The organism is Nitrosomonas sp. (assembly GCF_040256045.1).
Taxonomy (GTDB): domain Bacteria; phylum Pseudomonadota; class Gammaproteobacteria; order Burkholderiales; family Nitrosomonadaceae; genus Nitrosomonas.
This window is the reverse complement of record NZ_JBDZWD010000005.1, coordinates 23,092-36,190: the sequence shown is the minus strand read 5'-3', so window position 1 is coordinate 36,190 and position 13,099 is coordinate 23,092. Positions and strand designations below refer to the sequence as shown.

The 13,099-nt window shown below is 47.6% G+C and carries 11 protein-coding genes; 4 read left to right on the top strand and 7 right to left on the bottom strand.

Annotation, left to right across the window (positions count from 1 at the left end):
- Positions 1-70: 70 nt before the first annotated feature.
- From ABUL11_RS01945 to ABUL11_RS01925, 5 genes are all read right to left on the bottom strand, one after another.
- A complete protein-coding gene (locus ABUL11_RS01945; RefSeq protein WP_350282184.1) occupies positions 71-904 on the bottom strand; it encodes a sulfite exporter TauE/SafE family protein in 834 nt (277 codons plus the stop codon).
- Positions 905-910: 6 nt separating this feature from the next.
- Positions 911-2,650 (bottom strand): bifunctional protein tyrosine phosphatase family protein/NAD(P)/FAD-dependent oxidoreductase, encoded by a 1,740-nt coding sequence (locus ABUL11_RS01940; RefSeq protein ID WP_350282183.1) that lies wholly within the window; start codon positions 2,648-2,650, stop codon positions 911-913.
- 110 nt (positions 2,651-2,760) lie between these two features.
- A complete protein-coding gene (locus tag ABUL11_RS01935; RefSeq protein WP_350282182.1) occupies positions 2,761-3,132 on the bottom strand; it encodes an ArsR/SmtB family transcription factor in 372 nt (123 codons plus the stop codon).
- Positions 3,129-3,596: a DUF6691 family protein gene (locus ABUL11_RS01930; protein WP_350282181.1), complete on the bottom strand. Its 468-nt coding sequence runs from the start codon at positions 3,594-3,596 to the stop codon at positions 3,129-3,131. Before ABUL11_RS01930 ends, ABUL11_RS01935 begins: the two co-directional genes overlap by 4 nt.
- Positions 3,597-3,623: 27 nt before the next feature.
- Positions 3,624-4,052 carry a YeeE/YedE family protein gene (locus ABUL11_RS01925; RefSeq protein WP_350282180.1) on the bottom strand — a complete coding sequence of 143 codons (429 nt, stop codon included), beginning with the start codon at positions 4,050-4,052 and terminating at the stop codon, positions 3,624-3,626.
- A gap of 92 nt (positions 4,053-4,144) precedes the next feature.
- On the opposite strand from ABUL11_RS01925, the gene ABUL11_RS01920 reads away from it, so the two are divergent.
- Positions 4,145-5,008: an MBL fold metallo-hydrolase gene (locus tag ABUL11_RS01920; protein ID WP_350282179.1), complete on the top strand. Its 864-nt coding sequence runs from the start codon at positions 4,145-4,147 to the stop codon at positions 5,006-5,008.
- A gap of 49 nt (positions 5,009-5,057) precedes the next feature.
- On the opposite strand, the gene mepK is transcribed toward ABUL11_RS01920, so the two are convergent.
- Positions 5,058-5,639, bottom strand: coding sequence for a peptidoglycan L,D-endopeptidase MepK (gene mepK / locus ABUL11_RS01915; RefSeq protein ID WP_350282178.1), 582 nt, complete (start codon positions 5,637-5,639; stop codon positions 5,058-5,060).
- A 26-nt stretch (positions 5,640-5,665) separates the two neighbouring features.
- Positions 5,666-7,378 (bottom strand): L,D-transpeptidase family protein, encoded by a 1,713-nt coding sequence (locus ABUL11_RS01910; RefSeq protein WP_350282177.1) that lies wholly within the window; start codon positions 7,376-7,378, stop codon positions 5,666-5,668.
- A 539-nt stretch (positions 7,379-7,917) separates the two neighbouring features.
- Here ABUL11_RS01910 and dnaA point away from each other — a divergent pair.
- From dnaA to gyrB, 3 genes are all read left to right on the top strand, one after another.
- Positions 7,918-9,297 (top strand): chromosomal replication initiator protein DnaA, encoded by a 1,380-nt coding sequence (dnaA, locus tag ABUL11_RS01905; RefSeq protein WP_350282176.1) that lies wholly within the window; start codon positions 7,918-7,920, stop codon positions 9,295-9,297.
- A 199-nt stretch (positions 9,298-9,496) separates the two neighbouring features.
- Positions 9,497-10,618, top strand: coding sequence for a DNA polymerase III subunit beta (gene dnaN / locus ABUL11_RS01900; RefSeq protein WP_350282175.1), 1,122 nt, complete (start codon positions 9,497-9,499; stop codon positions 10,616-10,618).
- Positions 10,619-10,667: 49 nt separating this feature from the next.
- A complete protein-coding gene (gene gyrB, locus ABUL11_RS01895; protein WP_350282174.1) occupies positions 10,668-13,097 on the top strand; it encodes a DNA topoisomerase (ATP-hydrolyzing) subunit B in 2,430 nt (809 codons plus the stop codon).
- Positions 13,098-13,099: the final 2 nt, after the last annotated feature.

The following is a 13,099-nucleotide window of genomic DNA, read 5'->3' as shown; positions in this document are numbered from 1 at the left end:
TCAGCGAATTAAGTGAATTGCTTTTATCGAGCAGGGCTGGCTGGATTCTCCCTGCCGGGCAGCAGGATTGTCAAGAAAGGGCCAAAAAATTGATGGAGTAAATTACCTTGACGATCATACCAAGCGAGATGCACCAGGCCAGAATGACAAAACTGTATTGCAGTTTCGCTTCATCGAAATGATGAGCATATCGTCTGCCTGTCAGCGTGCCGATAATCGTGCCTCCAGTAAAAGGCAGCGCGATCAGCCAGTTCATAAATCCCATGGAAGCAGCCGAGACGGCTCCAGCGACAGAAATCAGCGCAGTAATGGCAAGTGCAGTGGCCGTCAGGGATTGCATGGGCAGGTTCGATACTTTCCTGAGCGCAGGAATAGTGATGAACCCGCCTCCCACCCCGAGCAGGCCAGACAGAAAACCAGTTGCCATCCCGGAAAACAGCAACCCTTTGGCACAGGGTAAGGTCCATATCAGATGGCCACTTTCCAGACTGAGCTGACAGGGTGGGTAAGAAGCTTCCTCTAACAGTGCCGGCTGCACGAATCGCCTGCCCAGGCGGTACATGTAACCAGCTGCAAAAGCCAGCACCACAGCAAACAATACCGTCAGCAGTAAATCAGGCAATTGCCGAGCGATCCAGATCCCGGCTGGTGCGACCAGCATACCGGTAGCTGCGATGAGAGCGGCTGCCCGATAGCGGACAATTCCCCGCATGAAGGCGGTACAAGTGGCAACTGCTGCCGACACGGCGATTGACAACAGGGTAATCGGTGCAGATTCCGCGATAGTCGTATGCAAACCGAAAACCAGTAGCGGGACAGCAATGATGGCGCCACCCGAACCGGTCAGCCCCAGCACGAGCCCGGTGAAAATACCAGGCAATACCGCCAGCCACTGGATTTCCATGAAGGATTATTTTGTCTCGGTAGAGCGCGTCAGCCATTCATGCCCTTTCAGCATGCCTTCCCAGTACAGCCACGGGAAAAGTTTGACTTTAAACCACCAGTAGAGCTTTCTGGCAACGACGGGATTGAGCGGAAATGTCGGCAACAGTTTTCCGCCGAAACCAAATTCGGCCAGCACCACTTTGCCATTTTCAACTGTAAGCGGGCAAGCACCGTATCCATCGTAAACAGCGCGAAATTCTCGACCCTCTTTCGCTGCCAGCAGATTTTCAGCGACAATGACAATCTGTTTTCTGACAGCTGCTGCTGTTTTCGTATTGGGGGAAGAACAGGCATCCCCCAGAGAGAAAATATTGGCAAAACGAGTATGTTGCAACGTTTTTGGATTGACCTCACAGAATCCACTGGCATCTGCCAGCGGGCTGTCTCGCAGAAAATCCGGTGCTACCTGGGGTGGGGTAACATGCAGCATATCGAAGGGTTTATCCACGCGTGTGATTTCCCCTGCCTCATTCTTGATTTCAAAGGTAGCAATTTTCTTCAAGCCATTAACCTTGACCAGATTGGAATTGAATACCAAATTGGCGTGATACTTATGGACATACTCCATCAGCGGTGGTACAAAATCAGCTACACCAAACAGTACCGCCCCTGCCAAATCGAATTCGACCTCGATCTTGTCCAATACTCCTTGGCGCTGCCAATAATCGCAAGACAAATACATCGCTTTCTGCGGCGCCCCGGCACATTTGATCGGCATAGGAGGTTGCGTAAATAACGCCTTGCCACCTTTGAGTTGTTGCGTTAATGACCAGGTATAAGGTGCCAGATCGAACAAGTAGTTGGAGGTGACGCCGTTCTGACCGAGTGTTTCCTGGATACCTTCTATTTTTTCCCAAGCAAGACGAATACCGGGGCATACGATCAGCTGCTGATAGCCAATGGTACGGCCATCGGCCAGATGAACCAGATTATCATTCGGGGAAAATCCGGATACCTCCGCCTTGATCCACTCAGCCCCGTGTGGAACGACATCGGCCATATTACGAACAGTTTGATCCGCCGCGTAAGCACCGCCCCCGACCAGTGTCCAGGCGGGCTGGTAGTAATGTTTGTCATTTGGTTCGAGAATGGCGATACGTAGGGAGGAACGCCGGCGCAGCAGGCTGGCAGTAACCCCCAGCCCGGCTGAACCCCCTCCTACTACTACGATATCGAAAGCATTATCCCAGTTGCAGGCAGAAGGTACCGCAGCTGATTTATCTGCTGTCTCATCCCGCGAAAGCGCAGGCGATACTGCGACTGCATCGGCTGCCTCGCCATCTGCTTCGGTGACAGCTGCTGCCTCATGTTCCCAGTCACAAGCTGCAGAGGTGGTTTCAGCAGGAGTAGCGGTTGTGCCTACGTCACGACTGTACAGTGCACGAGCACGATTGCCTGAATTGCAGAAAGCCAGCACCGGCCCAGGCAGGGTCTCCATCAATTGGTGAAAAGCCATGCATTTTTCATCTGAAATCTGGCCGATTTCGACCGGTAAATAGGCGAATTGCAGTCCCGCTGCTTTTGCTGCATTTTCCAGCTCCGTGCTATCGGGCTGGTTTTCTCCCCCTTCTCCATCGGGACGGTTACAAATGATAGATTTGTAACCGGCTGCAGCGATTGCCGCTACATCGTCCACACTAATCTGGCCTGAGACTGCTATTTTTTCATCCAGCTTGTTCCAATTTGTTTCAGAAGCTACGCTCATGGTACTTTCTCCTTGTTTAGAGATGAAATTTCTGAGGCTGCCAGTAGCATATCGGCTGCATAACAGCGGGCAACATGTTCAGAGTTTAAACCCCGAACGGGATCGTCAATTTATTGTTTGCTGTTATGAGTGACGCTATCCGGAAAATGGTGATGTTCGTTCTGACAGTACACATTAAACAGCGTATTCATGATTTGCACCGCCTCCGGACTGGCGAGACTGTAATAAATATACTTTCCCTGCCGTTCGGTAGAAACGAGCTTTTCATCTCGCAACACAGTGAGCTGCTGTGACAGGGTAGGTTGCCGGATACCAAGTATCTGTTCCAGTTCACTAACGTTTTTTTTTCCTTGTATTAGTTGACACAGGATCAGCAGCCGGTCTTCATTGGCCAGTATCTTCAGCATGGAACAGGCTTTGACTGCGGCAGCCTTTTTTTCCACCATAACCGAGAAATCCGGCTGCGTATATTGGTCCGTCATTTTCTTTCAATATTTCCCGGTTGTCGATAGTTTAAATTCGAACCTGACTGATGGTGTTTTTCCAGCAGATCGAAAATGAGCATGCCTAACAGCATGGCGACCACGAATACGATACCCTCAACATTACCTGATGCTGCCAGAACCAGTCCCGGACCCGGACAAATACCGGCCAGCCCCCATCCCATACCGAACAGTAGACTGCCCAGAATCAGGCGAAGATCAACGGTGCGGATTCCGGGCAGGTGGACCGGTGTGGATAACAGTGTCTGGCCGCGCTGTTTTGCTACCCTGAAGGCAAAAAACCCGATACTTATCGCACCAAGCATGACAAACATCAGCGAGGGATCCCAGGGCCCGGCAACGTCCAGAAAGGACAGCACTTTTGCAGGATCGGTCATACCGGACAGTATCAGACCCAGGCCAAAAATCAGCCCGGAAAGGAATGCAGCAAACGGTACGAGCATGTTTTCCCTTTCTCAATGAATGTGTTTTCAACCCAAGATGTGACGAACGACGTAAACTACCACCATCCCTACGGCCATGAATAAAACCGTCGCTACCATCGAGCGCGGTGAAAGACGTGACAGGCCACAGACACCGTGGCCGCTAGTACAACCAGAACCATAACGGGTTCCTATCCCAACCGCCAGCCCGGCCAGTGCAAGTACGGCATGACCGGTTTCAATACGGACCGGGAGTAATTCTCCCAGCCAATGCCAAAGCCACGGGGCAAGCAGTAATCCACTGACGAAGGCAGCCCGCCAAGCGAAATCTCCTCTGCGTAATTCGATCAATCCGCCGACGATCCCCGATATTCCCGCGATCCGTCCGGCGATGAGCAGCAACAAAGCCGTTGCCAGGCCGATAATCATGCCGCCGGTAAATGCGCTGACAGGGGTAAATGATTGCCAATCGATCATAAATTTTCTCCTTGATGGATAAATTATACTAATATATTATATTTTTTAATAATATAATATATTAGTAGAATATAAAATTCAAGGAGCCGATAATGCAACCCAATATTCAAGCATTCTTTGATCCGGTCACGTGGACGGTCAGCTATGTTGTATTCGACAAGCCGGGTGGGCACTGCGCCATTATCGACCCGGTGCTCAATTACGACCCTAAATCCGGAAGAACCAACCATCATTCTGCCGATGTACTGATCAAATTCGTGCGCTCAAAAGATCTGGTAGTAAGCTGGATTCTTGAAACCCATGCTCATGCCGATCATCTTTCCTCTGCGCATTATCTCAAGCAGAAACTAGGTGGAAAAATCGCTATCGGCAGTCGGATTCCGGGCGTACAACAAGTATTCAAGAAGCTGTTCAACATGGGGCCGGATTTCCAGCCGGATGGCTCACAGTTCGATCATTTGTTCGATGATGGAGATACTTTTGAGGTAGGCGAGCTGAAAGGCAGGCCAATTTTCGTGCCTGGACATACACCGGCCGACATGGCCTACCAGTTCGCGGATACGATTTTTATCGGCGACACGATGTTCATGCCGGATGTGGGAACGGCCCGTGCTGATTTCCCTGGCGGGGATGCTCGGCAACTTTATCGTTCTATCCGTAAACTGCTGGATAATTACCCTCCGGAAACGAGACTATTTATGTGTCACGACTATCCGCCCGATGATCGCTCGGTACAGTGGGAAAGTACAGTTGCTGAACAACGAGCACACAACATTCATGTGCACGATGGCATCAGCGAGGATGAATTCGTTGCGATGCGCACTGCACGGGATGCCACTTTAGAGATGCCGGTACTGATCCTGCCATCTGTTCAGATCAACGTTCGGGCGGGACAACTGCCGCCCACCGAAGATAACGGTATGGTGTATCTGAAAATACCGATCAACGTTTTATAAACCAGTTCATGCAAACCTTCGGCCGGTTTCAGGGCCAGGAAAACCATGGTTACCAGTAGCGGACGTTGCCAGTATCGATATGAATGAAGTTTGATTTTGGATAATAGCCAACTCCGCCGGCATGCATCGACATTGCCGCCCGGCGCAAAATACGGAGCGGAACACCAGGCAGACGGATATCGATTGCCTTACCTTGCATGTGTAAACTGTTTTTGGCTACTCCATGATTTTGTACTGAAAGCGCAGCATTGGTGGCTGGTGAACGATACCCTGAAACCACCTGAAATTCCTTAGAACTCCCGGTTTTATAGTGCAGATGCTGCATCAGATCGATCAACCTCGGATCGATCAGGTGAATATCGCCGGATCGATGATCGCGTAACACTTTTTCAATCGCTCGCAAAGCTTCGGGAATATATTTCCCCTGTTCCCAGTAGGCGGTTCTGACTCTCTCGCCTGTATGCAGGTTCAGCAAAGACACCCGTTTTTCGTAAACACGGGAATAAGCCGCATTGGCTGCTGGCATGGCAAGCAGTGCACAGGCACCCAGACCGGCCTGCAATAGTCGACGGCGGCTGGCGCCCTGCTCAGTAAGAATTTCCAGGTTATCAGTCATGATAAGTTCGGACATTGTCATCCTCCATAGTCGTACTAGATTTAAAAAGATTGTGACAGGTGCGGCTCCGGCTGCAGCCAACGGGCATAAGCCAATGCTCGTTTGTCGCGTCCATAGACATCGGCCGAAAAGTGGACTTCGCCCTGCTCGTCACTCCAAGCGGTCAGATACAACAAGTAAACAGGAATCGGTTCAGGTAAATACACGGTTTGTGTATTGCCGCTATCGATTTTCTCCAAAATATTGGCTTTCTCAAAAGATGATCCCAGTACGAATTCTGCCAGCTTCAATGGTTTTTCCAGACGGATACAGCCCGAGCTGAAGGTGCGGATATCCCTCTGGAACAGGGATTTAGAAGGGGTATCGTGCAGATAGATGCTGAAAGGATTGGGAAACATGAATTTAATGGTGCCAAGCGCATTCTTTTTGCCGGGCTCCTGCCGCAAGACATAAGGAAACGAACGGCTGAACGCGTGCCAGTCAATGGCATCGGGATCCAGCTCGAGTTCATAATGGTAATCTGAAAATACTCGAATCCCTTCGGAAGCAAAGTGATTCGGATTGTGTTTCTGCTTTGGCAACAAATCCTTACTGGCAATACTTGCAGGTACGTTCCAGTATGGGTTGAGAACCAGGTGAGAAATCCGGCTGTTGAAACTCGGAGTAGAGCGATAGTCGCGCCCGACCACGATACGCATGTCCAGCACGCGCATATTATTCCGGATTGCTACCAGATTAAATCCAGCGATGTTAACCAGAATGTAACGATTGCTAAATTCTCTGGGCAACCAGCGCAGCCGTTCAAGTGTAATGCGCAGCTGTTGAATGTGCCCAACCGCCGTCATATTCATCGCTCGCCGGGTATTTTTACCGATGACGCCATCGGTATTCAATCCGTACTGGTACTGAAAAGCTTTGATCGCTTCTTCTAACTGATCATCGTACAACTCGCTATCATCGCTGACGATATCATATTCCGGTTTTTCAAAAATATAGTGTGCTTCCCTGATCCGCTGGCGGATCAATGGAATGGCAGCATGTCTGGTTTTGGGATGAATCGAGGAAATATCGTCCGGTATCCGCGTCCATACCGTGCCAGCAGCAACCAAAGCGCGCAACCTGATCAGCAGTTGTTTGAGTGAGCGATATTGCGGCACATCGGGTGACAAGTTTGCCAGTGTTTGTTCTAATTGTTTTGCCGAATTCACGGAAACGATGCTTTGCTGCAGGAAATTCGCTGGATCGAACCGTTGTTGTGGAATGTGCCAGTCTGGATCAGCCAGAGTTGCTGTCAACCGACCATTGGACAAGTCATGTATCAGTGCCAGCAGGGATCGGGTGGTACTCAGTTCAAGCGAAAGGGAAACCTGATCGGGAGATTCTTTACGCAACCTGCGTAAAATTTCGATATGGTAATCGCTGCTCGTCAGACCTTCTTCATCGGCTCGCCCGATAAAATTCAGTACTGTATCCAGTAAAACACCGGAATCTTTTTTCAGAGTCCAGATCGGCTGATAGTCGCGTTGCGCATAAAAATGCCGCAGTCTTATCAGTTCTCCCTCATCCATCCCTTCCCAGACATTTTTTGCCAGCTGCTCCTGTATTACATCTACACTGGCCGTTGCAGATCTATTTTCTGCAACAACAGACAGAGTCGTAAGTGCGAAGCAAAAAAAGATCAGATACTGGGCAATAACCAAATAGTTGAGCCGAAACTTGCTCAGGAACCTCTGAAAAACTACTTGCGTTGTCATTTCTGCGTTAAAAATCGGCTTAAAATACTTATTTACACGTATAAACTCCGATTTTTTCGCCGGCTTTTGCCTTGAACCGACTGCCTTGCTGACGTTTTTTAGAGATTTCCTAATGCCTCGATCAAACGATAAAAAAGCTTTCCTAAGTTTCTGGTATAAAAGAATCATCAATCAGATAGATTTTTCTCCGGGTCTGGAGAAATTTTTAAAGATTTTTTCATGAAGTTATCTTTTAACATACCTTACCTAAATTCATAAAGCGGAAATCAGAGGATGAATCCAAAAATCGTCATCCGATAATGAGATTAATAATTATATTTAAAATGATTCTGATAGGGTAAAACAGATAGCATGCAATAAAGCAACCTTCTATAGAAAACTTCATTATACTACTCATTCTGCAGGTAAACGGGACCTGCACCTACTCAACGATAAAACCGTTTGCTGTTCTGTCGCAATTAATTGTTTGTTTTTCCTCCAGGTTTTTCCGGATTTTCCGAAATACTTTTCGGGACTCAGGTCCATTTCATCTATATGTCATGCAGAAAATAGAAACTTTCTGGCATTTCTGTCTCAAGTATTTCAAACAGGCGTTGAACGGACAACAATTCAACACTTGGATCAAGCCACTCAAGCTGGAAATCTGCCCGAATGAGAAAAATACACTGGTTTTGATCGCACCTAATCGTTTCGTATTGCAGTGGATCAAGGATAACTTCGTCACTCGTATCGACGAAATGGCACAGGATCATTTCAACGAAAAAATCAACTTCAGGCTGGAACTGCGAGAATTAGTCGAAAGCGAAACTTCGACAACCAGATCCTCGGCACAGAAAAACAAAGAAGACAAAAAACCAGCTGCGGAGAAAACACAAAGTGCCATAAGCAAAAAAAACAATCCCAGTCGGCTCAACGCCAGTTTTACCTTTGATGCATTCGTTACCGGAAAAGCAAATCAACTGGCGCGTGCGGGTGCTATTCAAGTGGCGGAACGGCCCGGTATCGCCTACAACCCTCTATTCATCTACGGTGGCGTTGGATTGGGTAAAACTCATCTGATGCAGGCAATCGGCAATTATGCGCTGGAGCTGGATGCGGGTGCCAAAATCCGCTACGTCCATGCCGAAAAATACGTGTCAGACGTAGTCAGTGCTTATCAACACAAATCGTTCGACAAATTCAAACTTTACTACCATTCACTTGATCTGCTACTGGTAGATGATGTCCAGTTTTTTAGCGGTAAAAACCGGACACAGGAAGAATTCTTTTACGCTTTCAACGCACTGATCGAAGCCCACAAACAGGTGATCATTACATCCGATTGCTACCCGAAAGAAATTTCCGGACTGGAAGAACGACTGGTATCGAGGTTCGGCTGGGGGTTGACCGTAGCAATTGAACCCCCTGAACTGGAAATGCGCGTAGCCATTCTGCTGAAGAAGGCACTTACTGAAAAAATCGAACTGGATGAAAATACCGCCTTTTTCATTGCCAAATATATCCGTTCCAATGTTCGCGAATTAGAAGGTGCACTGAAGCGGGTGTTGGCATTTTCACGTTTTACCGGTCATTCGATTTCCCTTGATCTGGCCAGAGAGGCGTTAAAGGATCTGCTGGCAGTCCAGAACCGGCAAATTTCAATTGAAAACATTCAGAAAACCGTGGCGGACTACTACAAAATCAAAGTGGCCGACATGTATTCGAAGAAGCGTGTCCGGACTATCGTTCGTCCCCGGCAGGTAGCGATGGCAATTGCTAAGGAACTGACCCAACTAAGTCTGCCGGATATCGGTGAAGCTTTTGGTGGAAGAGATCACACTACCGTACTGCATGCCCACCGTAAAATCATCGAGTTACGTACTTCTGATCCGGGAATAAATAGAGATTTCAACGCACTGATGCATATTTTACGCGGATGACACCACGTTGAAAAAAACTGAATAATTTGTGGATAACCTGAATAAAACCTCCATTGAAAAATTTCATTCACAATTTATCCACAGGCCATACCGAAACCATACAAGACTCATTATTATCGTAACTATATAATATATAATACATTTATTTACTTATCCTGATTTATATCACTGATTAACTATTATTTAGTCTCTCAATTAAATGAAATTAACAATAACTGACCGGGATCAGCTGTTCAAACCATTGCAGACAGTTAGCGGTATTGTGGAACGCAGACATACTCTACCGATACTTTCGAATACTCTGATCGAAATCAGAAATGGACAATTAACCCTGGTGACTACCGATCTGGAGATAGAAGCTGAAGTAACCTCCAGTATTCCTGAACTGGAAAACCAAGGTATCTTGCAGACGACCGTTTCTGTCAGAAAACTGCAGGATATATTGCGTGCACTACCATCCGGTGCAACCATCGAATTGACCCAATCGGAAAACCGTTTACAAATCGTTTCCGGAAAAAGCCGTTTCAGTCTGCAATTGCTTCCGGCAGAGGATTTTCCAAGGATGATCCGAGATAGCGAACCCTGCAGCGCGACATATACTTTGGCACAGCGGGTTCTCAAGAAACATCTGCAACGGGTGGCACATGCCATGGCGCAGCAGGATTTGCGTTATTACCTGAACGGACTGCTGTTATTGATCGAAAACAGCGAACTGAAGCTGGTAGCCACCGACACGCACCGATTGGGGGTAACCTCGATCGATCTGAATGGAAATTTCGAAAGGTCCGAAACCATCGTTCCACGCAAGACTGTACTGGAACTGATCAGGCAACTGGAAGATAGCGATAAACCAGTCACCGTCGAGATCTATCCGAAAAAGATATACTTCCGTTTTTCTGAGGCCGTGTTGGTTTCAAAAGTGATTTCAGGAAAATTTCTTGATTTCAGACGCGCAATTCCGCAAACCAGTGCATTCCAGTTCGACGTCAACCGGCTCGATTTCCTTCACGCACTTCAGCGTATTGCGATCATTTCCAGCAGCAACGATCTGTTTCGTAATGTTCATCTGAACATTACCAACGGAAAACTGAATATTTCAGCTAAAAATAAGGAACAGGAAGAAGCACAGGAAGAAATCGAAATCGTTTATTCAAACGAGACGATTGATACCAGTTTCAATATCGTTTACCTGATAGAAGTGTTGAACAACCTGGACAGCGAACGGATCAAGTGTTCGTTTGAGAGCATGCAAAGCGCCATTCTGATCACATTGCCGGATGACGAGCAATTCAGGCATGTTCTGATGCCGATGCGTGAATGATTCACATTTGACTACCCCAACGGAATTACAAAAAAGAGAAACCACAAACATGAACACAAATCAGTCCGAATCCGTCAGAAAAACCGATAACAATCAACGCGACTATAATTCAAACAGCATCAAAATCCTGAAAGGACTGGATGCAGTACGCAAACGCCCTGGGATGTATATCGGTGATACCAGCGACGGTACTGGTCTGCATCACATGGTGTTCGAAGTGGTCGACAATGCTATTGATGAAGCTTTGGCCGGCTATTGCGACGATATTTCCGTCATTATCCACGCTGACAATTCTGTCAGCATTCATGATAATGGTCGTGGTATTCCTACCGACATCAAACAGGATGACGAACTGAAACGTTCGGCAGCTGAGATCGTGATGACAGAATTACATGCAGGTGGAAAATTTGATGACAATTCTTACAAAGTATCCGGTGGGCTGCACGGTGTAGGAGTTTCTGTGGTGAATGCCTTGTCCGAATGGCTGCGCCTGACCATTCGCCGAGATGGCAATGTTTATCAGATGGAATTCCGGGAAGGGGTTGCTGTTGCTCCTCTGAAAGTAATCGGCCAGACTGAAAAACATGGAACCGAAGTACACTTCCTCGCCAGTCGATCAGTCTTTGGCGATATTACTTACCATTACGATATTTTTGCCAAGCGGCTGCGTGAGCTTTCTTTTCTCAATCATGGCATCAAAATCAAATTGGCCGACCAACGCGATAATCGGGAAGAAGTTTTTGCCTTTATCGGAGGTATCCGCAATTTCGTCGAATATATCAACCGCAGCAAAACCGTGCTACATCCCAGCATTTTTTACGCCAAAGGTCTGAAAGACAATATCACCGTTGAAATTGCAATACAGTGGAATGACAGTTATGCCGAACAAGTACTGTGTTTTACTAACAATATTCCACAAAAAGATGGTGGCACTCATTTGACCGGACTTCGTGCAGCCATGACACGAACACTTAATAATTACATCGAAAAAAATGAACTGGCCAAAAAGGCTAAAGTTGATACGACCGGCGATGATATGCGCGAAGGGATAACTTGTGTTTTGTCGGTTAAGCTGTTCGAACCCAAGTTTTCCTCCCAGACTAAGGAAAAGCTGGTGTCATCAGAAGTACGCCCGGTAGTCGAGGAGATTGTTGTGCAGAAACTTTCCGATTTTCTGCTGGAAAATCCGAATGAAGCCAAGATTATCTGTAACAAGATCATCGAAGCAGCCAGGGCACGGGAAGCTGCCAGAAAAGCTCGGGAGCTGACACGCAGAAAAGGCGTACTGGACAGTATGGGTTTGCCCGGAAAGCTGGCGGATTGTCAGGAAAAAGACCCTAAACTATGCGAGCTATATCTGGTGGAAGGTGATTCTGCCGGTGGTTCCGCCAAACAGGGACGTGATCGAAAATTCCAGGCTATCATGCCACTCAAAGGAAAAATACTTAACGTTGAAAAATCCCGTTTCGATAAACTGATTTCCTCCCAGGAAATCGTGGCACTGATAACAGCGCTGGGAACCGGCATCGGCAAGGATGAATACAACCCTGACAAACTGCGCTACCACCGTATCATCATCATGACTGACGCTGATGTGGACGGATCGCATATCCGAACTTTGCTGCTGACTTTTTTCTATCGGCAGATGCCTGAAATGATTGAACGAGGGCATATTTATATCGCGCAACCCCCCTTGTACAAAATCAAGCATGGTAAACAGGAGCGCTATCTGAAAGATGATTATGAACTTAAGCGTTACATACTTGGCCTAGCCCTGGTAGGTGCAGAATTGCATACCGGCACGAATAACCCACCCATCACTGGTGAAGCTCTGGCTGGAATTGCGGATGAATATCTTCTGGCGGAAGCAGTAATTGAACGGATGAGCCGTCTGACAGATCGTACCGTTATGTATGCGCTGCTTGAGCAGCCGGACATCGACTTGAGTTCTGAAACCAGTGCCATGGAAAGTGCCGCTAGCCTGGCCATTTTCCTGGATGATGTCGACATCTTTGCCGAGTACGACGAGAGTTTGGAGCGTTATCGTCTCAAGATCATCCGTAAACAACATGGTAACCTGCGTACCAGCTATCTAGACGATGATTTTCTGCAGAGTGGTGATTTCGCTAAAATCAGGCAGGCTGCACAAATATTGCACGGCTTAATTGGAGAAGGAGCAAAAGTCAAACGGGGCGAACAGGAAATTCCCGTTCGAAAATTCAAGCAAGCACTGGAGTGGCTGCTGGAAGAAGCGAAAAAGAGCTTTACTATTCAGCGTTACAAAGGACTGGGTGAAATGAATCCGGAGCAATTGTGGGAAACTACCATGGATCCGGGTAACCGTCGCCTGCTGCGTGCGCAGATCGAAGACAGTATTCTGACGGATGAAATTTTTACCACTCTGATGGGGGATGTGGTTGAACCTCGCAGGGCATTTATTGAAAGCAATGCCCTGCGCGCAAGGAACATCGATATTTAGGC

Bases quoted from the DNA above. Each gene is read 5' to 3' on its own strand.
- mepK (WP_350282178.1), bottom strand. From the start codon at position 5,639: ATGTCCGAACTTATCATGACTGATAACCTGGAAATTCTTACTGAGCAG.
- ABUL11_RS01920 (WP_350282179.1), top strand. From the start codon at position 4,145: ATGCAACCCAATATTCAAGCATTCTTTGATCCGGTCACGTGGACGGTC.
- ABUL11_RS01930 (WP_350282181.1), bottom strand. From the start codon at position 3,596: ATGCTCGTACCGTTTGCTGCATTCCTTTCCGGGCTGATTTTTGGCCTG.
- ABUL11_RS01910 (WP_350282177.1), bottom strand. From the start codon at position 7,378: ATGACAACGCAAGTAGTTTTTCAGAGGTTCCTGAGCAAGTTTCGGCTC.
- gyrB (WP_350282174.1), top strand. From the start codon at position 10,668: ATGAACACAAATCAGTCCGAATCCGTCAGAAAAACCGATAACAATCAA.
- ABUL11_RS01940 (WP_350282183.1), bottom strand. From the start codon at position 2,650: ATGAGCGTAGCTTCTGAAACAAATTGGAACAAGCTGGATGAAAAAATA.
- dnaA (WP_350282176.1), top strand. From the start codon at position 7,918: ATGCAGAAAATAGAAACTTTCTGGCATTTCTGTCTCAAGTATTTCAAA.
- dnaN (WP_350282175.1), top strand. From the start codon at position 9,497: ATGAAATTAACAATAACTGACCGGGATCAGCTGTTCAAACCATTGCAG.
- ABUL11_RS01925 (WP_350282180.1), bottom strand. From the start codon at position 4,052: ATGATCGATTGGCAATCATTTACCCCTGTCAGCGCATTTACCGGCGGC.
- ABUL11_RS01935 (WP_350282182.1), bottom strand. From the start codon at position 3,132: ATGACGGACCAATATACGCAGCCGGATTTCTCGGTTATGGTGGAAAAA.
- ABUL11_RS01945 (WP_350282184.1), bottom strand. From the start codon at position 904: ATGGAAATCCAGTGGCTGGCGGTATTGCCTGGTATTTTCACCGGGCTC.